The following is a 21791-nucleotide window of genomic DNA, read 5'->3' as shown; positions in this document are numbered from 1 at the left end:
GGGTAGCGGCGTGGGCTCTGTCACCGCCACTGTGGCACCGCCCACGGATCCAAACGTTACCCGATGGTTTCGGACATTCGGCGCGATAGCCGCCTCCGGTTTTCGGCGTCATGCCACCTACCGGCAGGCCGCCGTGGCGGGGGTCGTCACCAACACCGTCTTCGGCTTCCTGCGCTGCTACATCTTCCTCGCGGTGGCCGGCGCGGCCGGCACGGTGGCCGGCTACGACCGCGCCCAGCTCGGCACCTTCGTCTGGGCCGGGCAGGGGCTGCTCGCGGTGATCGCGATCTGGGGCTGGACCGACCTGGCCGACCGGATCCGGACCGGGGAGGTCGCGGCCGACCTGCTCCGCCCGGTGCACCCGGTGACCAGCTACCTCGCCACCGACCTGGGCCGGGCCGGGTTCGCCTCGCTGGCCCGGCTGCTCCCGCCGGTGGTGATCGGCCCGTTCTTCTTCGCGGTCTACCTGCCCCGGCACTGGGCCACCCTGCCGCTGTTCGGGCTCTCCGTGCTGCTCGCCGTCGTGGTCTGCTTCGCCTGCCGCTACCTGGTCAACGCCACCGCGTACTGGCTGGAGGACGTCCGCGGGCCGATGATCCTCTGGACGCTGGGCTCCGGCGTGCTCGCCGGCCTCTACTTCCCGCTCGGCTTCCTCCCGGGCTGGCTGGAGGCCACGCTGCGGTACGCCACCCCGTTCCCCAGCCTGTTGCAGGTCCCGCTGGACGTGCTGGTCGAGCGGGAGCCGATGCCGACCGAGCTGCGTCTGGTCGGGCTCCAGGTCGGCTGGGCGGTGCTGCTGCTGGCGCTCTGCCGGCTCGTGCAGCGCCGGGCCGAGCACCGGCTGGTGGTGCAGGGTGGCTGAGCCGGGCGCGCTGCGGGCGTACCGGGCGCTGCTCGGTGCGCAGGCCCGGTCGCAGGCGTCGTACCGGACCTCGTTCGCCGTCGACCTCGTCGGCAACATGGGCGCCACCGTGTTCGACGTGATGACCGTGCTGGTGCTCTTCGGGGTCACCCGGGAGCTGGGCGGGTTCACGCTCCGCGAGACCCTGGTGGTCGTCGGCCTGTCGTCGTTCTCGTTCGCCACCGCCGACCTGCTGGTCGGCAACATCGAGCGGCTGCCCCGGTACGTGCGTACCGGCCTCTTCGACGCCGTGCTGGTCCGGCCGCTGGCCGCGCTGCCCCAGCTGCTCCTGATGGACCTGCCGCTGCGGAAGGTCTCCCGGGCGGTCTTCGGGCTGGCCGTGCTGGTGTTCGCGCTCGCCTCGGCCGGCATCGACTGGACGCCGGGCCGGGTGGCGCTGGCGCTGGTCGCCCCGCCGGCCGCCGTGGTCTTCTTCGCCGCGGTCTTCGTCACCACGGCGACGGTGTCGTTCTACTGGATCGACTCGGGGGAGCTGGCCAACTCGGTCACCTACGGCGGGCGCGACTTCACCTCGTACCCGGTCACCGTCTACGGCGGCTGGTTCCGTGCGCTGTTCGCGTACGGGATGGGCTTCGCCTTCGTCAGCTACCACCCGGCGCTGGCGCTGCTGGGCCGGCCCGACCCGCTGGGGCTGCCGGCCTGGGTCGGCTGGGCCTCGCCCGGCGTCGCGCTGGTCGCCGCGACGGTCGCCGCCCTGGCCTGGCGCGTCGGGATCCGCCACTACCGGAGTACGGGGTCATGAACGTCATCGAGATGGACGGGCTGCGCAAGGAGTTCACCGTCCGGGTGCGGACCGGGCGGCTGCGCCGGGAGAAGCGGACGGTCGCCGCTGTCGACGGGGTGGACCTGCGGGTGGAGCGGGGCGAGATGCTCGGCTACATCGGCCCGAACGGCGCCGGCAAGTCCACGACGCTGAAGATGCTCACCGGGGTGCTGATGCCCTCGGCGGGACGGGCCCGGGTCTGCGGGCTGCGGCCGGTGCCCGACCGGACCCGGCTGGCGTTGCGCATCGGCGTGGTCTTCGGGCAGCGCTCGCAGCTCTGGTGGGACCTGCCGCTGCGGGACTCGTTCGCGCTGCTGCGGCACGTCTACCGGGTGCCGTCCGGCGAGCACGCGGCCCGGCTGGCCCGCTGCCGGAGCCTGCTCGACCTGGACGAGTTCCTGGACACCCCGGTCCGGCAGCTCTCCCTGGGCCAGCGGATGCGCGGCGAGTTGACCGCCGCGCTGCTGCACGGTCCCGAGGTGCTCTTCCTGGACGAGCCGACCATCGGGCTGGACGTGGTCAGCAAGCAGGCGGTCCGGGGCTTCCTGGCGGAGCTGGGCCGGGCCGGCGACACCACCCTGGTGCTCACCACCCACGACCTCGCCGACATCGAGCGGCTGTGCCGGCGCCTCGTGGTGATCGACCGCGGGCGGGTGGTGCACGACGGCTCGATCGCCGCCCTGCACAGCCGGTACGGCTCCCGCCGGATGGTGGTCGCCGAGCTGGACGCCGCGCTGCCCGCGCCGCCGGTGCTGCCGGGCGCGCCGGTGCAGCGGGTGGAGGCGGACGGACGCCGGCTGGTCTTCGCGCTGGAGTCGGCGAGCGTCGCCGAGGTGGTGGCCGGGCTGGCCGGCCTGGCCACGCTGCGGGACATCTCGATCGTGGAGCCGGACATCGAGGAGGTCGTGGCCCGGCTCTACCGCGCCCCGGCCGAGGTGGGCTGAGCGGGCCCGGTCAGATCTTGTCGCCGATGTTCACCCGGGGCGCGGGGGCGCGCATCTTGCGGAACGTGATCGACCGCATGATCGCGTAGAAGTAGAGCGAGCCGAGCCGCTCGGTGCTCTTGGGGAAGCGCTCCCGGACCAGCTTCTTGATCTTCCGGGTGATCAGCACCGAGTCGATCACCACGCCGAGCGCCAGCGCGCCCCACAGCACGTTCGACAGCAGCCGGACGATCGGCGGCATGGCCTGGTTGGAGCCGAGCAGCACGATCAGCGCGCCGCCGAAGAACCAGGTGCCCACCGTGCGCCGGGAGTCGACCACGTTGCGGGCCAGCAGCCGCTCCGGGCCCCGGTCGCGCGGGCCGCCCTCACGCCGGAACTCGGCCGCGGACTCGGCGCGCGCCGCGCGGCGCTGCTCCCGGGCCTCCTCCTTGGTCAGCGGGCGGGCCGGGGCGGCCGGGCGGCGACCCGCGGCCGGCCGCTTCGGGGTGGTCAACCCCAGCTCCTTCTTGCTCGGGGTGTAACCCCGGGGCTGGGCGGCGGCGGACGCCTCGTCGGTCGTCACCGGGGTGACGGACTCCTCGACGAGGTCGGTGGGCTTGCGGCGAAACAGCGACGGCACGCGGCAAGGGTAGCCAAACAGCCGCGCCCGGTGCACATCGCGGGTGCACCGGGCGCGGCTGCTCCGGGTCGCGGCGTGGCGAAAGGCGCGCCGAGCCGGAGTGGTCGTAGCGGGTGTGACGTCAGGGACGCTCGACGTGCGCGCCGAGGTCGGCCAGCTTGGCCTCGAAGTCCTCGTAGCCCCGGTTGATCAGGTCGACGCCGTAGACCCGGGAGGTGCCCTCGGCGGCCAGCGCCGCGATCAGGTGGCTGAAACCGGCCCGCAGGTCGGGGATCACCAGGTCGGCCGCGTGCAGCTTGCTCGGGCCGGCGATCACCGCGGAGTGCTTGAAGTTGCGGCGGCCGAAGCGGCAGGGGGTGCCGCCCAGGCAGTCCCGGTAGACCTGGATGTTGGCGCCCATCGTGTTCAACGCCTCGGTGTAGCCGAGCCGCTGCTCGTAGACCGTCTCGTGGACGATCGACAGGCCACGGGCCTGGGTGAGCGCCACGACGAGGGGCTGCTGCCAGTCGGTCATGAACCCGGGGTGGACGTCGGTCTCCAGCGCCACGGCGTTCAACTCGCCGCCCGGGTGCCAGAACCGGATGCCGCCCTCCTGGCCCGGCCCGCCGCCGCGCGGCGGGCGGAGGTCGGTGACCTCGTACTCGCCGCCGACCGAGCGGAAGATGTTCAGGAAGGTCATCATGTCGGCCTGCTGGGCGCCGAGCACCTCGACGTGCCCGCGGGTGGCCAGCGCGGCCGCCGCCCAGCTCGCGGCCTCGATCCGGTCCGGGATCGGCCGGTGGGTGTAGCCGCTGAGCCGCTTCACACCCTGGATCTCGATGACCCGGTCGGTGTGCACCTTGATGATCGCGCCCATCTTCTGCAGCACGCAGATCAGGTCGATGATCTCGGGCTCCACGGCCGCGTTGCGCAGTTCGGTGACGCCCTCGGCCATCACCGCGGTCAGCAGCACCTGCTCGGTGGCGCCCACGCTCGGGTAGGGCAGGGCGAACTTGGTGCCGTGCAGCCCGTTGGGCGCCGACAGGTGCAGCCCCTCCGGCGTCTTGTCCACGGTCGCGCCGAACTCGCGCAGCGCCTGGAGGTGGAAGTCGATCGGGCGCGGGCCGATGTGGCAGCCGCCCAGGTCGGGGATGAAGGCGTGACCGAGCCGGTGCAGCAGCGGGCCGCAGAACAGGATCGGGATCCGGCTGGAGCCGGCGTGCACGTTGATCTGGTCGGTGCTGGCGCTCTCGACGTTGGACGGGTCGAAGACCAGCTCACCGTCCTCCTCGCCGTCGCTGACCTTGACGCCGTGCAGGCCGAGCAGGCCGCGGACGACCTCCACGTCCCGGATCCGGGGCACGTCGAACAGTCGGCTGGGGGTGTCGCCCAGCAGGGCGGCCACCATCGCCTTGGACACGAGGTTCTTCGCGCCGCGCACGCGGATCCGCCCTTCGAGCGGAGTGCCTCCGTGTACGACCAGGACGTCGTCGGTCAACGCAACCTCCAGCGCGTTGGTGCTGCCGTGTAGATGAGTCAGGTGCACGATCTGCATCGCTACCCGGATGACGGCCCGGTCAAAACGGACCGCGTGAGTCGTCGCCCCGGCAGCATAGCCCTCCGTGACGAGAATGGAATCGGTCACATCACCAGTGAGGGCACGAACCGGGGATTCCGGTGCGTTTCCGTACCAGTGATGTGACCGAGGGTGATCAGGCGCCGGGAAGGGCGAGCATCTGGTCCAGTGCGGCCCGGGCGTGGCCGGCGGTGTCCGGGTCGACGGTGATCTGGTTGACCACCCGCCCGGCGACCAGCTCCTCCAGGGCCCAGACCAGGTGCGGCAGGTCGATCCGGTTCATCGTCGAGCAGTAGCAGACCGCCCGGTCGAGGAACATGATCTGCTTGTCCGGGTGCGCCAGCGCCAGCCGGCGGACCAGGTTCAGCTCGGTGCCGACCGCCCACGCCGAGCCGGCCGGGGCCGCCTCGATGGTCTTGATGATGTATTCGGTCGAGCCCACCTGGTCGGCGGCGTTGACGACCTCGTGCCGGCACTCCGGGTGGACCAGCACGTTGACCCCCGGCACCCGCTCGCGCACGTCGTTGACGCTGTCGAGGGTGAAGCGGCCGTGCACCGAGCAGTGCCCGCGCCAGAGGATCATCTTCGCGTCGCGCAGCTGCTCCGGGGTCAGCCCGCCGTTCGGCTTGTGCGGGTCGTAGAGCACGCAGTCGTCCAGCGAGAAGCCCATCTCCAGGACGGCGGTGTTGCGACCCAGGTGCTGGTCGGGGAGGAAGAGCACCTTCTGCCCCTGCTCGAACGCCCAGTCCAGCGCCCGCTTCGCGTTGGACGAGGTGCAGACCACACCGCCGTTGCGGCCGACGAAGCCCTTGATGTCCGCCGAGGAGTTCATGTACGTCACCGGGACGGTGTCCGCCGCGATGCCCAGCTCGGTCAGCACGTCCCAGGCGGTCTCGACCTGCGACAGCACCGCCATGTCGGCCATCGAGCAGCCGGCGGCGAGGTCGGGGAGGATCACCTTCTGGCGGTCCGAGGTGAGGATGTCCGCGCTCTCGGCCATGAAGTGCACGCCGCAGAAGACGATGTACTCCGCCTCGGGGCGGGCCGCGGCCTCCCGGGCCAGCTTGAACGAGTCGCCTGTCACGTCGGCGAACTGGATCACCTCGTCGCGCTGGTAGTGGTGGCCCAGCACGAAGACCTTCGTGCCGAGCGCGGCCTTCGCCGCGGCCGCCCGGGCCACCAGGTCCGGGTCACTCGGCGCGGGGAGGTCACCCGGACACTCCACGCCACGCTCGGTGGCGGGGTCGCTGCCGCGGCCGAGGAGCAGCAGCGCAGTGGCGGTGTTGGAGGGCTCAACCCAGGTCGAAGTCACGCCCCCCATGGTCCCACAGCCCGACGGCCGCGCGGCCGCCACGGATGTGGCCTGCCACACTGCTCGGCATGCGCGTGCTGCTCTGCCCGGACAAGTTCGCCGGCACGCTGCCGGCCCAGAAGGTGGCCGCCGCGGTGGCCGAGGGCTGGCGGGAGGTCGCCCCCGCCGACGAACTGCTGGTCCGGCCGCTGGCCGACGGCGGACCCGGCTTCGTGGCCGTGCTCGCCGAGGCGCTCGGCGGCCGGCTGCTGCCGGTGCCCACCGTCGACCCGCTCGGCCGGCCCGCCGCCGGTGAGATCCTCCTCACCGACGACGGCGTGGCGTACCTGGAGAGCGCCCAGGCGTGCGGGCTGCACCTGCTCTCCGCCGCCGAGCGGGACCCGAAGGCGACCACCTCCTACGGGCTGGGCCTGCTGGTCGCCGCGGCGGTCGAGGCGGGAGCGCGGACCGTGGTGGTCGGGCTGGGCGGCTCGGCCACCAACGACGGCGGCGCCGGCATGCTCACCCCGCTCGGGGTCACCCCGCTGGACGAGGCCGGCCGGGCCCTGCCGTACGGCGGGGCGGCCCTCGCCGCCGTGACCGGGCTGGACGGCGCGCCGCGGCTGCGCGGCGCGGCGCTGGTCGCCGCCACCGACGTGGACAACCCGCTGCTCGGGCTGCACGGCGCCAGCAACGTGTACGGCCCGCAGAAGGGCGCCACCCGGGCGGACGTGCTGCTGCTCGACGCCGCGCTGGAGCGCTGGGCGGCGGTGCTGGAGAGGGACCTGCCGGGGTGCCCGACGGGGCTCGGCGCGCTGCCCGGCGGCGGCGCGGCCGGCGGCCTCGGCGCGGCGGTCCTCGCGCTCGGCGGCCGGTGCGAGTCCGGCATCGGCCTGGTCACCCGGGCCATCGGCCTGGACGCCGCGCTGGACGCCGCCGACCTGGTGATCACCGGCGAGGGCTCCTTCGACCACCAGTCGCTGCGCGGCAAGGTGGTCGCCGGGGTGGCCGGGGCCGCCCGGGACCGGGGGGTGCCGTGCGTGGTGCTGGCCGGCCGGGTGAGCACCGGGCGGCGGGAGGCCGCCGCGGCCGGCGTGACCGAGGCGCACAGCCTGGTCGAGCACTTCGGCGGCGAGGAGCGCGGGGGAGTGGAGGCGGCGATGAGCCGCCCGGCCGAGGGGCTGCGGGCGCTCGGCGCCCGGCTCGCCGGCCAGTGGAGCCGCTGAGCCGACCCGGACGCCCGCCGGCGGCCCGGCGGCCGGGCCCGATCGGGGCGAGTCAGTCGTCACGCCGCCGGGTGACCTCGGTGGGAGCGGCGTACGATCGGATCTGGACCACACCGGGAATCATTGGCGGACGTGCGGCGTTGGCCAGTGCGTCCGGACCCCATACCGCGCAGGGAGACTTCCACGTGACCACGCCAGCGCAGACCGAGTCGACCGAGGCCAAGGCCCCCAGCACCGTCGTCCTCACCGACGTCGCGGCGCAGAAGGTCAAGGCCCTGATCGAGCAGGAAGGCCGTGACGACCTGCGGCTCCGGGTCGCCGTGCAGCCGGGCGGCTGCTCCGGCCTGCGGTACCAGCTGTTCTTCGACGAGCGGTCGCTCGACGGTGACGTCGTCACCGACTTCGGCGGTGTCGAGGTCGTCGTCGACCGGATGAGCGCCCCCTACCTGGCCGGCGCCACCATCGACTTCGCCGACCGGATCGACGCCCAGGGCTTCACCATCGACAACCCGAACGCCGGCAACTCCTGCGCCTGCGGCGACTCGTTCAGCTGAGTCGACGGGGCCGACGACGCCTGCCGGACGGCGGGGCGATCCCTCACGGGGTGGCCCCGCCGTTCCGTCTTCTCCGGCGGGTGTCCGGGAGGTGAGGCCCGGAGGCACGGGAGGCGGCCGGTTGTCGACCGACCCCCGTCCCGCCGGCCGGGGCGACCGGTAGGCTGACCCGCGCCGTGCTCCCGACCGCGAGGGTTGACATGAAGATCGCCGTGACCGGCTCGATCGCGACCGACCACCTGATGAGCTTCCCCGGCCGCTTCGCCGACCAGCTCATCGCCGACCAGCTGGACAAGGTCTCGCTGTCCTTCCTCGTCGACGAGCTGGTCCTCCGGCGCGGCGGCACCGCCGCCAACATCGCCTTCGGCATGGCGCAGCTCGGGCTGCGCCCGGTGCTGCTCGGCGCGGTGGGCGCGGACTTCGCCGACTACCGGTCCTGGCTGGAGCGGCACGGCGTCGACTGCGACTCGGTGCACGTGAGCGAGATCGCCCACACGGCCCGTTTCGTCTGCACCACCGACACCGACATGTGCCAGATCGCCTCGTTCTACGCGGGCGCGATGAGCGAGGCCCGCAACATCGAGCTGGCCCCGGTGGCGCAGCGGCTCGGCGGCCTCGACCTGGTGCTGGTCAGCGCCAACGACCCGGCCGCGATGATCCGGCACTCCGCCGAGTGCCGGGAGCGCGGCTACGCCTTCGTGGCCGACCCGTCGCAGCAGCTCGCCCGGATGGACGGCGCGGACGTGCTCGGCCTGGTCGACGGCGCCGACTACCTGATGACCAACGAGTACGAGAAGTCGCTGCTGCAGAGCAAGGCCGGGCTGACCGACGCCCAGCTGCTGGAGCGGGTGAAGGTCCGGGTCACCACGCTGGGCAAGCAGGGCGTGGAGATCGCCGGCCGGGACGTCGGCACCATCCACGTGCCGATCGCCCGGGAGATCCAGGCGGTCGACCCGACCGGCGTCGGCGACGGCTTCCGGGCCGGCTTCTTCGCCGCGCTCAACTGGGGGGTCGGCCTGGAGCGCGCCGCCCAGGTCGGCTGCCTGCTCGCCACGCTGGTGCTGGAGAACTTCGGCGGCCAGGAGTACGAGGTCCGCCGCGACCTGTTCGTCAAGCGGCTCGCCGAGTCGTACGGCGACGCGGCCGCCGAGGACGTCCGGCCGCACCTGCAGTGACCGACCCCGCTGACCCGCGGGGTCAGTGGGTGCGTCGCACGTCGTAGCCCGGCCCGTCCGGGTGGGCGGCCACGAACTCCTGCCCGCGCATCCGGCACCAGGCCGGGATGTCCACGGCCGCGGCGGGGTCGTCGGCCAGCACCCGGACCACCGCGCCCACCGGCAGCTCCGGCAGCCGCCGGGCGAGATTGATCACGGGCAGGGGGCAGCGCTGGCCCCGGCAGTCGAGCACCTCGTCCGGCTCGCTCACAGGCCGGTCACCCCCGCCTCGGCGCGCAGGCCGGCGACGATCCCGGGCAGCTCGGCCAGGAACCGGTCGACGTCGGCCTCCGTGGTCTCCCGGTGCAGCGACACCCGGACGTTGCCGTGCGACAGCACCCCCATCGCCTCCAGCACGTGCGACGGCCGCAGCGTCGACGAGGTGCACGAGGAGCCGGACGAGACCGCGAAGCCCCGCCGGTCCAGCGCGTGCAGCAGCGCCTCCCCGTCCACGTACAGGCAGGAGAACGTGACCAGGTGGGGGAGCCGGTCCACCGGGTCGCCCACCACCTCCACGTCCGGCACCTCGGCCGCCACCCGGGCCCGGATCCGGTCGACCAGCGGACCGAGCCGGGCCGCCTCCGCCGCCGCGTCGGCCGCCGCCGCGCGCAGGCTCGCCGCCGCCGCCACCACCGCCGGCAGGTTCACCACCCCCGGGGTACGCCCCGACTCCCGCTCGTCGGCCGGGAACGGCGACTCCCAGCGGGTGCCCTTGCGCACCACGAGCAGCCCCACGCCGGGCGGTCCGCCCCACTTGTGCGCGCTGGCGCTCAGCACCGACCACCCGGCCGGCAGCGGCGCCCGGCCGGCCAGCTGCGCCGCGTCGACGTACAGCGGCACCCCCGCCTCGGCGCACAGCTCCGCCGCCGCGGGCACCGGCTGCACCGTGCCCACCTCGTGACTCGCCCCGATCAGGGCGGCCAGGGCCACCCCGGGGGCGGCCACCGCCGCCGCCCAGGCGTCCAGGTCCACCCGGCCGAGCCGGTCCACGGGTACGCACACCGCGTCGCCCCCGCCCGCCACGTGCCGCTCCGCGGCGTGCAGCACGGCCGAGTGCTCGATCGCCGAGTGCACCAGGGCCGCCCCGGTCCGGCGCCGCCCCGACAGGCCCCCGAGTACGGCGGCGTGCGCGGCCGCCGTACCGCTGGGGGTGAAGGAGAGCTCGTCGGCGCGGACGCCGAGGGTCTGCGCGGCGGCCTCGCGGGCCGCGTCGAGGAGCTGGCGGGCCCGGCGGGCCTGGCCGTAGAGCTTGGCCGGGTCGGCCCAGCCGTCGTCCAGCGCGGCGAGCAGCGCCTGCCGCGCGACCGGATGCAGGGGGGCGGCGGTGGCCGCGTCCAGGTAGACCGGGTTTGCGCTCACGAAGGTCCACGCTATCGCCCCGGTACGCCCAAGATCCCCCCGATGGGGGCGGACAGTGACCCCAAGACGGTCAGGCCCGCCATGGTCGAGTAATCTGCGACCGTCGGTGACGCCTTTGCCGTCGGTGTCGAGCGAAACAATCACCGCGGCGCGCTAGGGAGGCAGGACCAGGTGGTCGCAAGGAGTTCGGAGGTACGGCCGTCGGCCGTACGGCACAGCGCTTCCTCGGGGGCCGGCGGGGGCCGGCGGCGTGGTGCTGGTCGACTCGCCGGGCTCGGTCTCGGTGGAGCCGCGCTGCTGGTTCTGCTCACCGGCTGCGACGTCGGCAAGACGTTCGGCGGCTTCGGATGGCCGCAGGGCGGCATCACGCCCGAGTCGCACCGCATGTACGACCTGTGGATCGCGTCCTGCATCGCGGCCCTCGCGGTCGGCGTGTTCGTCTGGGGCCTGATCTTCTGGTGCGTGATCCGCTACCGCAAGCGCGGCAACGAGCTGCCGGTGCAGACCCGCTACAACCTGCCGATGGAGTTCCTCTACACCATCGCGCCGATCCTCGTGGTCTCCGTGCTCTTCTACTACACCGCGGTGGTGCAGACCGACGTGGTGAAGGAGTCGAAGAACCCCGACGTCACCGTCGAGGTCGTCGCCTTCAAGTGGAACTGGCAGTTCAACTACCGCGACGGCCAGGGCCGCGACGCCAACACCGTCGCCTCGGTCCTGGGCACCAGCGAGGTCATCCCGGTGCTGGTCCTGCCCAGCGGCAAGTCGATCCGGTTCGAGGAGCAGAGCCGCGACGTCATCCACTCCTTCTGGGTGCCGGAGCTGCTGTTCAAGCGCGACGTCATGCCGGGCAGCATCCGCAACACCTTCGAGGTCTCCAGCATCGACCAGGAAGGCCACTTCGTCGGCCGCTGCGCCGAGCTGTGCGGCAGCTACCACGCCTTCATGAACTTCGAGCTGCGGGTCGTCTCGCCCGAGAAGTACGACCAGTTCCTGGCGGCCAAGAAGGCCGGCAAGTCGACCCAGGACGCGCTCTCGGCGATCGGCGAGGACCCGTACGCCACCGAAACCGTGCCGTTCAAGACGCGGCGCAACACGGCCAACTTCAACCCGTCCGACGCGACGGCCGGCGCGGGAAGCTGAGGGGTCCGGCATGAAGACCGAGTGGAAGATCTTCCTGATCATCGCGACGTTCCTCTTCGGCGCGACGATCCTCTACGGCGCCTGGACGTACGGCGACGGCGGCCGGGTCGAGTGGGTCGGCACCGTGGCGCTGCTGCTGTCCTTCCTGCTCTGCTCGATGTGCGGCGGCTTCTTCTGGTTCGTCTCGCGCCGCATCGACCTGCGGCCCGAGGACCGGGCGGACGGCGAGATCGCCGACGGCGCGGGCGAGATCGGCTTCTTCAGCCCGGGCAGCTACTGGCCCTTCGGCCTGGCCCTGGCCGCCGCGGTCGCCGGTCTCGGCCTGGTCTTCTGGCAGTTCTGGCTGATCGGCCTGGGCATGGTGGCGGTCGTCTTCGGCGCCTGCGGCCTGCTCTTCGAGTACTATTCCGGCACCCGGCGCACCGCCGAGCACTGACCCGAACCACCGGCAAGGCCCGCGTCCCCTCCCGGGGGCCGCGGGCCTTCCGCATTTCTCTCCGCTGCTTTCCCGCGGTTCTCGCGCGCGTGGGCCCTTCTCTGGCGTGGGCCCCTCTGGGGTCATCGGGCCGTTCTCGCGTCTGCCCTTCTCCTGCGTCGGCCGTGCTCCTGCGACGGCCGTGCTCCTGCGACGGCCGTGCTCCTGCGCTGGCCGCTCCTGCGCTGGCCGCGTTCCTGCGACGGCCGTGCTCCTTCGCCGGGCGCGTTCCTGCGTCGATCATGAAGTTGACCGCTCGTTCCGCCCCTTTTATGCCGCGGCTAACCTCATGATCGCCGCGGTGGCTGGCCGGATCTTGGACAGTTGCCGTTCCGTGCGAACGGTAAGTGTCCAAGATTGCGCCGCCCACGGCGGCGAGGGTGTAGGGCGGCGCGCAGTGGGACGCGCCGGCGGCGCGGTGTGGCGTGTGGGCGCCCGTCGGGCGGTGCGGCTGCCGCTGTGAGCAAGCGATGCGCGGCGTGCGGCCGCGGGCGACGGCGGTCTGGGGGTGTGGCCTGCAGCGGCGCGGCGCGGCGGTGTGGTCCTGCCTGTGGCGGCGCGGCGCGGCGGTGTGGCCCGGCCCGGGCGTGCGGTGATGCGATGCGGCGGTGCGGTCCTGCCTGTGGCGGCGCGGTGCGCCGACGTGGTGCGGCGGGCGTGGTGTGGACGGCGGCGGTGTGGCCGGCTCGTGGTGCCTGGTGCGGCGGCCCGATGTGGTGCGTGGCGGTGTGGTGCGGCGTCGACGAGCGGAGGCCGGGCCGTGCATGCCGGAGGGCTACGGCCGAGCTGGGCGGTGGGCTGCGGCCGCTCACGGTGAGACGGTGAGCGGATCTCGTCGGCGGGAGCCCCCGACTTTTCGGCCTGGCCCTTGCCGCCTCCGTCCCCTCCGGCGCGGGTCTCGCCGCTTCCGTTCGGTCTGCCCGTCGGGGCGGTCCTGCCGCCTCCGATCGCGGCCCGTCCGGGCCGGTCCGCCAGGCGGGAGCGGATCAGGCGGCGCGGCGGTGGGCGCGGCGGGTGCTGCCGCTGGTGGTCGCGCGGCGGTTGCCCAGGCGCGGGGCGCGGAAGGCGAACGTGGCGATGAGCACGGCCGCTCCGCAGCCCGTGCAGATCAGCTCGGGGCAGTCGGCGCCGTGCCCGTCGACGCAGGGGGGCGCCTCGAACAGCACGACGCCCTCGCAGCTGTCGCAGTAGAGCTCGCGGTCCGACACGGGCGTCTCCTCTCGTTCCGGTGGTCGCCGGTTGGCGGCGGCGCATCGGCGGAAAACGGAAGATTACTCCCGTGTAGTTTGGCACGCAGGTCCGACAAAACCCGTCAGAGCGTGCCGGCCACCTCGAGCCAGCGCTCCAGGGTGGCGGCGGCCGCGCCCGAGTCGACCGACTCGGTCGCCCGGACCAGGCCGGCGCGCAGCGCCTCGTGGAGGTCACCGTCGAGCGGGCCCTGGGTGGCCAGCGCGACCGCGGCGTTCACCAGCACCGCGTCGCGGACCGGGCCGGTCTCGCCGGCCAGCAGCCGCCGGACGACCCCGGCGTTGTACGCCGCGTCACCGCCCCGCAGGTCGGCCAGGGTGGCCCGGGGCACCCCGAGCTCCGTCGCGTCCAGCAGCGCCTCCCTGATGGCTCCTTGCTGGGCCACCCAGACGCGGGTCGGCGCGCCGGTGCTGAACTCGTCCAGCCCGTCCTCGCCGCGCATCACGATCACCGAGTCGCCCCGAGCGGCGAAGACGGCCGCCATCACCGGGGCCATCCGCGGGTCGAAGCAGCCCACCGCGCCGGCCCGGGGGCGGGCCGGGTTGGTCAGCGGTCCGAGGAAGTTGAACGCCGTGGGCACGCCGATCTCGCGGCGCACCGGGCCGGTGTGCCGCATCCCGGGGTGGAACCGGGCGGCGAAGCAGAAGCCGATGCCGGCCTCGGTGACGCAGCGCGCCACCTGCTCCGGGCCGAGGTCCAGCGGGACGCCCAGGTACTCCAGCACGTCGGCGGTGCCGCACGAGGAGGAGGCGGCCCGGTTGCCGTGCTTGACGACCCGGACGCCGGCCCCGGCGACCACCAGCGCGGCCATGGTGGAGATGTTCACCGTGTGGGCGAGGTCGCCGCCGGTGCCCACCACGTCCAGCGCGGTGGCCCGGACCTCCTCGGGCAGCGCCACCGGGACCGCCCGGGTCAGCATCGCCTCGACCAGGCCGCCCAGCTCGGCGGGGGTCTCGCCCTTGGTCCGCAGGGCCACGGCGAAGCCGGCGATCTGGGCCGGCGTGGCCGAGCCGGCCATGATCTCGCCCATCGCCCAGGCGGTGTCGGCGGTGGAGAGTTCCTCGCCGCGCAGCAGCGCGTTGAGCAGAAGCGGCCAGGTCCGTTCGCCCATGGCGGGCCTCCCGAGCGGGCGTGAGAAGGGGGTGTGGCCGGTCCGCGCCGCCGGGCGGTGCGGGGCCGGATCAGGGCCGGCGGCCGTCACCCGACCGGAGCACCGCCGGGGCGGCGCAGCGGCCGGATCAGGGCCGGGAGCCGGCGCCACGGCCGCGTCGCCGGGGCGCCGGGACGACGGCTCCGGGCGGGGCTGGAGTCGTCGTGGGGTGGCTCAGGCCGCGGCGTGGGTGCGCCGCAGCAGTTCGGCGACGGTGGTGCCGGCGGTCACCGGGTCGAGCGGGTGGGTCAGCGTGGCGTCGACCTCGGCGTACGCGGCCAGCCATCGGTCGGCGGCGCGGGCCAGCACGACGCAGGTCGGCGGGGCGTCGTCCCGGTCGTCCTTGATCTGGCGGGCGATGCCGAGGCCGCCGCCGGGGCTCGCCTCGCCGTCGAGCAGCAGCAGGTCGATCTCGTAGTCGTCGACCAGCCGCACGCACGCCTCGTAGTCGGCGGCCTCGACGAACTCGATCTCGAGCCCGGGGGCGGGCCGGGTGCCGACGGCGAGTCGCATCCGGTCACGGACCTTCGGGTCGTCGCTGTAGAGCAGGACGGTGCAAAGACGATCGCTCATCGTGACGTGGCTCCCACCTCGTAGCTGCCCGCCGATCGTAGCGGGCGTCACATCCGGCCTGTCGCCCCGCCCTGGGCGACGCCTCCCGGCCCCGGCGTGGCGTCGGACGCACCGAGCCGGGGTCAGGCGCTCGCCTCCGCGGCGCGCTGGCGGGCCTCCTCGCGGTCCAGCTCGCGGTCCAGCCGGCGGGCCTCGCGCTCGGACTGCTTGATCCACTGCACGACCAGCACGGCCAGCATGGTGACGCTGACGAACTCGCCGCCGGCCCACAGCACGCCGCCGGCGACCACCTGGTCGTTCCACGGGTCGGACCAGCTCAGGTGCAGCGACGGGTACCAGTCGCCGCCCAGCAGGGTGGTGCTCTGCATGATGGTGAGCCCGAGCACGGTGTGGAACGGCACGGAGAGCAGCATGAGCAGCGCCCGCGCCGGGTACGGCCAGCGCCCGGGCAGCGGGTCCAGACCGAGCAGCGGCCAGAAGAACACGCAGCCGGTCATGATGAAGTGCGCGTGTACGAGTTCGTGCGCCCACTCGTGCCGGAGGGTGATCTCGTAGAGCCCGGTGAAGTAGAGGGCGAACGGGTTCACCACGAAGATGGCGAACGCCACCAGCGGGAAGCTGTAGACCCGGGCGACCCGGCTGTGCACGATCGCCAGGAGCCGCTTGCGCGGGCGCAGCGGCAGCGTGCGCAGGGCGAGCGTCACCGGGGCGCCGAGCGCCAGGAAGATCGGCGCGATCATGGACAGCACCATGTGCTGGATCATGTGCACCGACAGCAGGGCGGTGTCGTAGGCGCCGAGCCCGCTGACCGTGACCGCGGCGATGCCGCCGAGGCCCGGGAAGAGGAAACTGACGGTACGCACGACCGGCCAGCGGTCGCCGCGCAGCCGCAGCCGGTACACCCCGTAGAGGTAGAGGCCGGCGGCGAGCACGAGACCGAGGGTGAGCCAGCTCTCCAGCCGGGTCTCGGTCAGGACCCGGGCCACGGTGAACGGCGGCGGGACGGCCTCGCTCTCCGCGGCGAGTGTCGCCGGGGCCACCGAGGTGGCGGCGAAGATCGGATCGACGTGCAGCACGCTTTTCAGGGTAGGTCAGGCGAAGCGGACGACCACGATCGGGCCACTGATGGCACAGGTTTGCCACCCCGCTGATCGTCGGTCCCGGTCAAGGGCAATAATGACCGCGTGACTGCGGCCCCAGCCATTGACAAGAGCCGGATCCACTCCCTGACGCGACCCAACATGGTCAGCGTCGGAACGATCGTGTGGCTCTCCAGCGAACTCATGTTCTTCGCGGCGCTGTTCGCGATGTACTTCTCGATCCGCGCGGCGGCGCCGGAGCAGTGGGAGAAGCACACCGAGATCCTCAACATCCCCTACGCGACCACCTTCACGGTGATCCTGGTGTTGTCCTCGGTGACCTGCCAGCTCGGTGTCTTCGCGGCCGAGAAGGGCGACGTCCACGCCCTGCGCCGGTGGTTCACGATCACCTTCGTGATGGGTCTGATCTTCGTGCTCGGCCAGGCGAACGAGTACCGCAACCTGGTGCACGAGGGCGTCAAGATCAACGAAGACGGTTACGGGTCGATGTTCTACCTGACGACCGGCTTCCACGGCCTGCACGTGACCGGCGGTCTCGTCGCGTTCATCATCTTCATGGTCCGCACCACCATGGGCCGGTTCACGCCGGCGCAGGCGACCTCGGCGATCGTCGTGTCCTACTACTGGCACTTCGTCGACGTCGTGTGGATCGGGCTCTACGCCATGATCTACTGGCTTCAGTGATCTTGGCGCGTCACGTATCGCGCCGCTGCTCCGTCCCCTGAGACAAGGTCCAACCGGTTAAGGACACAGGTCATGACTTCTGACAACGACCGCCGACGCGGTCTGCTCGCGCGCCTGCGCGGGCGGCCCGTAGCGCGCAGCAGGGGCCGCCGCCGGCTGGGTGCCGCGGTCCGGCTGGCCGCCGCGCTGATGCTGGCCGGCGGCGCCTACACCGTCTTCGCCCCCGGCGTGCAGGCGCAGGACAACCCGCCCCTGAGCGCCGCCGCCAACGAGGGCAAGGCGCTGTTCGACGTGAGCTGTGTGACCTGTCACGGTCGCAACGCCCAGGGCGTCGAGGGACGCGGTCCGAGCCTGATCGGCGTCGGGTCGGCCTCGGTCGAGTTCCAGGTCAGCAGCGGTCGCATGCCGATGGCCCGGCAGGAAGCCCAGGCCATGCGCAAGCCCCCGGTGTTCACCGACGAGCAGGTGCGCCAGCTCGGCCAGTACATCCAGGAGCTCGGCGGCGGCCCGCAGGTGCCGCAGGGCAACAACCTGCACGAGAACGCCGACATGGCCGCCGGTGGCGAGCTGTTCCGGATCAACTGCTCGCAGTGCCACGCGTTCGGTGGTGGCGGCGGCGCCCTGTCGTCGGGCAAGTACGCGCCGAGCCTGCGCCCGGCCAGCGACCGGCAGATCTACGCCGCCATGCTGAGCGGCCCGCAGAACATGCCGGTGTTCGGCGACAACCAGATCACTCCGGAGCAGAAGGCGGACATCATCGCCTACATCCAGGAGACCCTGAAGCACGACCAGGACCAGGGCGGCTTCAACCTGGGCCGCTACGGCCCGTCGACCGAGGGTCTCGCGATCTTCCTGGTCGGCATCGTCGCGCTGGTCTTCGCGAGCCTGTGGATTGCGGGCAAGTCGTGACCGAGCGGATCATTGGTTTCAGTGCTGTGACGCCGACCCCCGGCGCCACCCGTAGCGAGGTGACGGCATGAGCACCCACACCGAGCACCCGGCCCAGCGGGGCCCGGAGCCGCTCGACGTGAACGACCCCCGGATCTCCCGGTTCGAGATCGTCCAGGAGGGCGCGCGGCGCGACGACATCGAGATCGTCCACTACGAGCCGCAGGTGGTCCCGGGCAGCAAGGCGGAGCGTCGGCTGACCCGCACGGTCGCCTCGATGTTCCTGCTGACCGGCGCCGCGGCCACCGCCTTCCTGATCATCTACATCTGGTGGCCGTGGAAGTGGGAGGCCGGCCGCGGCGGTGACAAGTACTACACCCCGCTGCTCGGCGTGACCCTGGGCATCGCCCTGCTCGGCATCGGCTTCGGCATCCTCACCTGGGGCAAGAAGCTGCTGCCGAAGGAGGTCTCGATCCAGGACCGGCACGACCAGCCCGGTTCTCCGGAGGATCGCAAGATCACCGGCGAGACCATGGTGTACATGGCCGACGAGCTCGGTGTGAAGCGCCGGCCGCTGCTCGGCGTCTCGCTGCTCGCCGGCCTGGTGCCGGTCGGCGCGGTCGTCGCGGCGCCGCTGGTCGGTGGCCTGATCTCGAACCCGCACAAGAACAACCAGATGTTCACCACCGGCTTCAAGCCGGCCTCGGACGGCAAGCGGATCCGGCTGATCCGCGAGGACGGCCGGCCGATCCGCCCGGCGGACGTCAGCGTCGGCGGCCAGCTCACCGTGTTCCCCGGTATCGAGGGCGGCGTCAGCAACAAGCACGCCGACTCGCCGACCCTGCTGATCCACCTGCGCGAGGACGACGCGCAGAAGTCGCGCGCCGCCAACGAGCGCAAGGGCCACGGCGACTACATGTGGGGCAACTACGTCGCGTTCTCCAAGATCTGCACGCACGCCGGTTGCCCGGCCAGCCTCTACGAGCAGCAGACCAACCGGCTGCTCTGCCCCTGCCACCAGTCGCAGTTCCTCATCACCGACAACGCCATGCCGGTCTTCGGCCCGGCGAACCGGCCGCTGCCCCAGCTGCCGATCGAGGTGGACGAGGAGGGCTTCTTCGTGGCGAGGTCCGACTACACCGAAACCATCGGTCCCGACTTCTGGGAGCGGCCATGAAGCGCCGAAAGTTCGATGCGGCCGCGCTGCCGGCCAAGACCGCCGGGGCGGTGGACGACCGCTTCCAGGTGGCCACCCCGCTGCGCAAACTGCTGAACAAGGTCTTCCCCGACCACTGGTCCTTCCTGCTGGGCGAGATCGCGCTGTTCTCGTTCATCGTCCTGCTGCTGACCGGTGTCTTCCTGACCTTCTTCTACGAGCCGGCGATGACCGAGGTGGTCTACGACGGCAGCTACGCCCCGCTGCGGGGCACCCCGATGTCGACCGCGTACGCCTCCAGCCTGGACCTGTCGTTCGACGTCCGGGGCGGTCTGATCATGCGGCAGATGCACCACTGGGCGGCTCTGCTGTTCATGGCCGCGATCGTGGTGCACATGCTCCGGGTCTTCTTCACCGGCGCGTTCCGCAAGCCGCGTGAGACCAACTGGATCATCGGCTCGCTGCTGTTCTGGGTCGGCTTCCTGGCCGGCTTCACCGGCTACTCGCTGCCGGACGACGGCCTGTCCGGCACCGGCCTGCGGATCGCCTCCGGCATCATCCTGTCGATCCCGGTGATCGGCTCCTGGGTCAGCTCGTCGATCTTCGGCGGGGAGTTCCCGGGCACCATCATCATCAGCCGGTTCTTCATCGCCCACGTCCTGCTCATCCCGGGTCTGCTGGTGGCGTTGATCAGCGTCCACCTGGGCCTGGTCTTCAAGCAGAAGCACACCCAGTGGCCCGGCCCCGGCCGGACCAACGAGAACGTGGTCGGCGAGCGCATGTTCCCGCGTTACGCGCTCAAGCAGGGCGGCTTCTTCATGGTCGTCTTCGGCGTGATCGCGCTGATGGGTGGCCTCTTCCAGATCAACCCGATCTGGTACTTCGGCCCGTACGAGGCGTGGGTGGTCTCGGCCGCCAGCCAGCCCGACTGGTACGTCATGTTCCTCGACGGCTCGACCCGACTCATGCCGGCCTGGGAGATCTCCATCCCGATCGGCGACGGGTACGTCATCCCGCCGCTGTTCTGGCCGACGGTTGTGCTCCCCGGCATCCTGGTGGGCCTGTCGACGATGTACCCGTTCCTGGAGGCGCGCCGCCTCAAGGACTACAAGCACCACAACCTGCTCCAGCGGCCCCGGGACGTTCCGGCCCGGACCGCGGTGGGCGCCATGGCGGTCTCCTTCTACGTCGTGCTGACCCTCTCCGGCGGCAACGACGTCATCGCCGACAAGTTCCACATCAGCTTGAACGCGATGACCTGGGCCGGCCGGATCGGTCTGCTGGTCGTCCCGCCGCTGGCCTACTACATCGCCTACCGGCTCTGCCTGGGTCTCCAGCAGCACGACCGGGAGGTGCTGGCCCACGGCGTGGAGACCGGCATCATCAAGCGGCTGCCCGACGGTCGGTTCGTCGAGGTCCACCAGCCGCTGACCCCGGTCGATGGTCACGACGGTCACGGCCCGGCGCTCGACTACGTCGGCTGGGTGGTCCCGAAGAAGATGAACCGGCTCGGCGCCCTCGGCCCGGCCATCCGGGGCTTCTTCTACCCGATCGAGAAGCCGGCCGAGGCGCCGGTCTCGCCGGGGCACCCGCCGGTCGAGCCCCGACCGGAGCGGGAGGAGATCGGCAGCGGCGAGAGCCGTCGCTGACCCACCCGGGTACGACTGACCGTGGCGCCCGCCGGATCACCGGCGGGCGCCACGGCCGTTTGCGGCCCCGCCGTCCCGTTCCCGCCGGGAGACGCCGGTCGGCCCCGCTCCGGTGTCCCGCCACCCCCCGACACGGACGGGTGGAATCGCAGGAATAACCCCGGTCAGCCGGGTATCCGTGCGGTCCAACGTCTCAAGGGGGGGAAAGCATGTTGGGAATCAAACGTCTGGGCCTGCTGGCCGCGCTGGTGCTCGTGGGACTTGCACCCGCCGCCGCGGCCCAGGCCGCGGCGCAGCCGTCGACGCAGGACACCCAGTACCTGCAGGCGGTGCACCAGGTGAACCTGTTCGAGATCACCGCGGGTAACCTGGCGCAGCAGAAGGGCCAGAACCAGCAGGTCAAGGACCTGGGCAAGATGTTCGTGACGGACCACACCCAGCTGGACCAGACGGTGCAGTCCACCGCCCAGCAGCTCAACGTCCAGCTGCCGGCCGATCCGACCGCCGACCAGCAGAAGGTCCTCGACCGGCTGAACAACCTCAGCGGCGCCGAGTTCGACAAGGCGTGGGTGACCGCCCAGTTGGCCGGTCACGTCCAGGCCATCCAGGCCACCCAGACCGAGATCTCGCAGGGTTCCGAGCAGTCGGTGATCCAGCTCGCCCAGGACGCCCTGCCGATCCTGCAGGCGCACTACGACGAACTGGTGGCCCTCGCCCAGACCCTGGGCGTCCCGGTCCCGCAGACCAGCGCCAGCGGCACGCCCAGCCCGGGCGGCACCACGTCGACGGCTCCGGGCGGAACCGAGTCGCCGGCTCCGGGCGGCACCGGCACCGAGGAGCCCGCTCCGGGCACCACGGAGACCCCGGCGCCCGGCCAGAGCTGACGCGTACGACCGACGGTGGCCGGTCCGCCCCGCGGGGTGGGCCGGCCACCGGCGTGCGGGTCAGTCGGCGCTGGCCAGCCCGATCGCGAACGCCTCCTCCAGGTCGTGCTGTGAGTAGGCGCGGAACGCGATGTGGGACTCGGTGTTGAGCACGCCGGGCACCTTGGAGATGCGGCCGGCGATGACCTGGGCGATCTGCTCGAACTCGCGGACCCGCACCATGGCGATCAGGTCGACGTGCCCGGCCACCGAGTAGACCTCGCTGACGCCGGGCAGGTTGGCCAGCGTCTCGGCCACCTCGGGAATGGAGTCGGTGGCGCAGTCGATCAGCACGATCGCGGTGATCACGGGACATTTCTCCGTTCGTCGGCGTCGACGCCCATGCTAGAGGCTG

Annotated in this window: 23 protein-coding genes; 13 read left to right on the top strand and 10 right to left on the bottom strand. The window is 72.3% G+C overall.

The window, feature by feature from the left end:
* The first annotated feature begins 10 nt into the window (after positions 1–10).
* From ACZ6PY_RS07645 to ACZ6PY_RS07635, 3 genes are read left to right on the top strand one after another with little or no spacing between them, the layout of a single operon-like run.
* On the top strand, positions 11–862 hold the full coding sequence (locus ACZ6PY_RS07645; protein ID WP_466070149.1) for an ABC transporter permease: 852 nt from the start codon (positions 11–13) through the stop codon (positions 860–862).
* A complete protein-coding gene (locus ACZ6PY_RS07640) occupies positions 855–1664 on the top strand; it encodes an ABC transporter permease (protein WP_466070148.1) in 810 nt (269 codons plus the stop codon). The genes ACZ6PY_RS07645 and ACZ6PY_RS07640 overlap by 8 nt, the downstream gene beginning before the upstream one ends.
* A complete protein-coding gene (locus tag ACZ6PY_RS07635) occupies positions 1661–2629 on the top strand; it encodes an ABC transporter ATP-binding protein (protein ID WP_466070146.1) in 969 nt (322 codons plus the stop codon). The genes ACZ6PY_RS07640 and ACZ6PY_RS07635 overlap by 4 nt, the downstream gene beginning before the upstream one ends.
* A 10-nt stretch (positions 2630–2639) precedes the next feature.
* Here the strand turns inward: ACZ6PY_RS07635 and ACZ6PY_RS07630 are convergent, their stop codons facing one another.
* The 3 genes from ACZ6PY_RS07630 to nadA all read right to left on the bottom strand — a co-directional run bounded on the left by ACZ6PY_RS07630 (position 2640) and on the right by nadA (position 6115).
* Positions 2640–3248, bottom strand: a complete 609-nt coding sequence (locus tag ACZ6PY_RS07630; RefSeq protein WP_466070144.1) for a DUF3043 domain-containing protein — start codon at positions 3246–3248, stop codon at positions 2640–2642.
* A 121-nt stretch (positions 3249–3369) separates the two neighbouring features.
* Positions 3370–4782, bottom strand: a complete 1413-nt coding sequence (gene murA / locus ACZ6PY_RS07625) for a UDP-N-acetylglucosamine 1-carboxyvinyltransferase (protein ID WP_262282353.1) — start codon at positions 4780–4782, stop codon at positions 3370–3372.
* 157 nt (positions 4783–4939) lie between these two features.
* Positions 4940–6115, bottom strand: a complete 1176-nt coding sequence (nadA, locus tag ACZ6PY_RS07620) for a quinolinate synthase NadA (protein WP_466070142.1) — start codon at positions 6113–6115, stop codon at positions 4940–4942.
* A 44-nt stretch (positions 6116–6159) separates the two neighbouring features.
* Here nadA and ACZ6PY_RS07615 point away from each other — a divergent pair, with 44 nt between their 5' ends.
* From ACZ6PY_RS07615 to ACZ6PY_RS07605, 3 genes are all read left to right on the top strand, one after another.
* Entirely contained in the window at positions 6160–7320 is a 1161-nt protein-coding gene (locus tag ACZ6PY_RS07615) for a glycerate kinase family protein (protein WP_466070140.1), read from the top strand.
* 185 nt (positions 7321–7505) lie between these two features.
* Entirely contained in the window at positions 7506–7874 is a 369-nt protein-coding gene (erpA, locus tag ACZ6PY_RS07610) for an iron-sulfur cluster insertion protein ErpA (protein WP_091320045.1), read from the top strand.
* Between the two features lie 200 nt (positions 7875–8074).
* Positions 8075–9049: a carbohydrate kinase family protein gene (locus tag ACZ6PY_RS07605; RefSeq protein ID WP_262282358.1), complete on the top strand. Its 975-nt coding sequence runs from the start codon at positions 8075–8077 to the stop codon at positions 9047–9049.
* 22 nt (positions 9050–9071) lie between these two features.
* Here ACZ6PY_RS07605 and ACZ6PY_RS07600 read toward each other — a convergent pair whose 3' ends face one another.
* Positions 9072–9299, bottom strand: a complete 228-nt coding sequence (locus ACZ6PY_RS07600) for a sulfurtransferase TusA family protein (protein WP_387117973.1) — start codon at positions 9297–9299, stop codon at positions 9072–9074.
* Positions 9296–10447, bottom strand: coding sequence for a cysteine desulfurase family protein (locus ACZ6PY_RS07595; protein ID WP_466070139.1), 1152 nt, complete (start codon positions 10445–10447; stop codon positions 9296–9298). The genes ACZ6PY_RS07600 and ACZ6PY_RS07595 overlap by 4 nt, the downstream gene beginning before the upstream one ends.
* A gap of 171 nt (positions 10448–10618) precedes the next feature.
* Here ACZ6PY_RS07595 and ctaC point away from each other — a divergent pair, with 171 nt between their 5' ends.
* Positions 10619–11590, top strand: a complete 972-nt coding sequence (ctaC, locus tag ACZ6PY_RS07590; RefSeq protein ID WP_466070138.1) for an aa3-type cytochrome oxidase subunit II — start codon at positions 10619–10621, stop codon at positions 11588–11590.
* Between the two features lie 10 nt (positions 11591–11600).
* Positions 11601–12026 (top strand): cytochrome c oxidase subunit 4, encoded by a 426-nt coding sequence (locus ACZ6PY_RS07585; RefSeq protein WP_466070136.1) that lies wholly within the window; start codon positions 11601–11603, stop codon positions 12024–12026.
* Between the two features lie 1025 nt (positions 12027–13051).
* Here the strand turns inward: ACZ6PY_RS07585 and ACZ6PY_RS07580 are convergent.
* From ACZ6PY_RS07580 to ACZ6PY_RS07565, 4 genes are all read right to left on the bottom strand, one after another.
* The gene (locus ACZ6PY_RS07580) at positions 13052–13273 is read right to left on the bottom strand and encodes a hypothetical protein (RefSeq protein ID WP_466070134.1); all 222 of its coding nucleotides are present in this window, start codon (positions 13271–13273) and stop codon (positions 13052–13054) included.
* A 104-nt stretch (positions 13274–13377) separates the two neighbouring features.
* Positions 13378–14424 (bottom strand): anthranilate phosphoribosyltransferase, encoded by a 1047-nt coding sequence (trpD, locus tag ACZ6PY_RS07575; RefSeq protein ID WP_466070132.1) that lies wholly within the window; start codon positions 14422–14424, stop codon positions 13378–13380.
* Positions 14425–14637: 213 nt separating this feature from the next.
* A complete protein-coding gene (locus ACZ6PY_RS07570; RefSeq protein ID WP_466070130.1) occupies positions 14638–15036 on the bottom strand; it encodes a response regulator in 399 nt (132 codons plus the stop codon).
* A 122-nt stretch (positions 15037–15158) separates the two neighbouring features.
* The gene (locus ACZ6PY_RS07565) at positions 15159–16112 is read right to left on the bottom strand and encodes a cytochrome c oxidase assembly protein (protein WP_466070128.1); all 954 of its coding nucleotides are present in this window, start codon (positions 16110–16112) and stop codon (positions 15159–15161) included.
* Positions 16113–16220: 108 nt separating this feature from the next.
* Here ACZ6PY_RS07565 and ctaE point away from each other — a divergent pair, with 108 nt between their 5' ends.
* From ctaE to ACZ6PY_RS07540, 5 genes are all read left to right on the top strand, one after another.
* The gene (gene ctaE / locus ACZ6PY_RS07560; protein WP_357335535.1) at positions 16221–16820 is read left to right on the top strand and encodes an aa3-type cytochrome oxidase subunit III; all 600 of its coding nucleotides are present in this window, start codon (positions 16221–16223) and stop codon (positions 16818–16820) included.
* Positions 16821–16892: 72 nt separating this feature from the next.
* Positions 16893–17729 (top strand): cytochrome bc1 complex diheme cytochrome c subunit, encoded by an 837-nt coding sequence (gene qcrC, locus ACZ6PY_RS07555; RefSeq protein WP_466070127.1) that lies wholly within the window; start codon positions 16893–16895, stop codon positions 17727–17729.
* A gap of 67 nt (positions 17730–17796) precedes the next feature.
* The gene (qcrA, locus tag ACZ6PY_RS07550; RefSeq protein ID WP_466070125.1) at positions 17797–18885 is read left to right on the top strand and encodes a cytochrome bc1 complex Rieske iron-sulfur subunit; all 1089 of its coding nucleotides are present in this window, start codon (positions 17797–17799) and stop codon (positions 18883–18885) included.
* Entirely contained in the window at positions 18882–20513 is a 1632-nt protein-coding gene (gene qcrB, locus ACZ6PY_RS07545) for a cytochrome bc1 complex cytochrome b subunit (RefSeq protein ID WP_466070124.1), read from the top strand. The genes qcrA and qcrB overlap by 4 nt, the downstream gene beginning before the upstream one ends.
* 209 nt (positions 20514–20722) lie before the next feature.
* Positions 20723–21397 carry a DUF4142 domain-containing protein gene (locus ACZ6PY_RS07540; RefSeq protein WP_433282442.1) on the top strand — a complete coding sequence of 225 codons (675 nt, stop codon included), beginning with the start codon at positions 20723–20725 and terminating at the stop codon, positions 21395–21397.
* Between the two features lie 60 nt (positions 21398–21457).
* On the opposite strand, the gene ACZ6PY_RS07535 is transcribed toward ACZ6PY_RS07540, so the two are convergent.
* Complete coding sequence (locus ACZ6PY_RS07535; protein ID WP_262282370.1) at positions 21458–21745, bottom strand: Lrp/AsnC family transcriptional regulator; 288 nt, start codon at positions 21743–21745, stop codon at positions 21458–21460.
* Positions 21746–21791: the final 46 nt, after the last annotated feature.

It is taken from the genome of Micromonospora sp. NPDC048907 (assembly GCF_055586885.1).
Note: the sequence above shows the minus strand (reverse complement) of the source record. Positions and strands in the feature narration are given on the sequence as shown.

What these genes read in the sequence shown, in the direction of transcription:
- ACZ6PY_RS07635 (WP_466070146.1), top strand. Translation starts at nt 1,661, where the DNA reads ATGAACGTCATCGAGATGGACGGGCTGCGCAAGGAGTTCACCGTCCGG.
- murA (WP_262282353.1), bottom strand. Translation starts at nt 4,782, where the DNA reads ATGCAGATCGTGCACCTGACTCATCTACACGGCAGCACCAACGCGCTG.
- ACZ6PY_RS07615 (WP_466070140.1), top strand. Translation starts at nt 6,160, where the DNA reads ATGTGGCCTGCCACACTGCTCGGCATGCGCGTGCTGCTCTGCCCGGAC.
- ACZ6PY_RS07605 (WP_262282358.1), top strand. Translation starts at nt 8,075, where the DNA reads ATGAAGATCGCCGTGACCGGCTCGATCGCGACCGACCACCTGATGAGC.
- ACZ6PY_RS07585 (WP_466070136.1), top strand. Translation starts at nt 11,601, where the DNA reads ATGAAGACCGAGTGGAAGATCTTCCTGATCATCGCGACGTTCCTCTTC.
- trpD (WP_466070132.1), bottom strand. Translation starts at nt 14,424, where the DNA reads ATGGGCGAACGGACCTGGCCGCTTCTGCTCAACGCGCTGCTGCGCGGC.
- ACZ6PY_RS07570 (WP_466070130.1), bottom strand. Translation starts at nt 15,036, where the DNA reads ATGAGCGATCGTCTTTGCACCGTCCTGCTCTACAGCGACGACCCGAAG.
- qcrC (WP_466070127.1), top strand. Translation starts at nt 16,893, where the DNA reads ATGACTTCTGACAACGACCGCCGACGCGGTCTGCTCGCGCGCCTGCGC.
- qcrA (WP_466070125.1), top strand. Translation starts at nt 17,797, where the DNA reads ATGAGCACCCACACCGAGCACCCGGCCCAGCGGGGCCCGGAGCCGCTC.
- qcrB (WP_466070124.1), top strand. Translation starts at nt 18,882, where the DNA reads ATGAAGCGCCGAAAGTTCGATGCGGCCGCGCTGCCGGCCAAGACCGCC.
- ACZ6PY_RS07540 (WP_433282442.1), top strand. Translation starts at nt 20,723, where the DNA reads ATGTTGGGAATCAAACGTCTGGGCCTGCTGGCCGCGCTGGTGCTCGTG.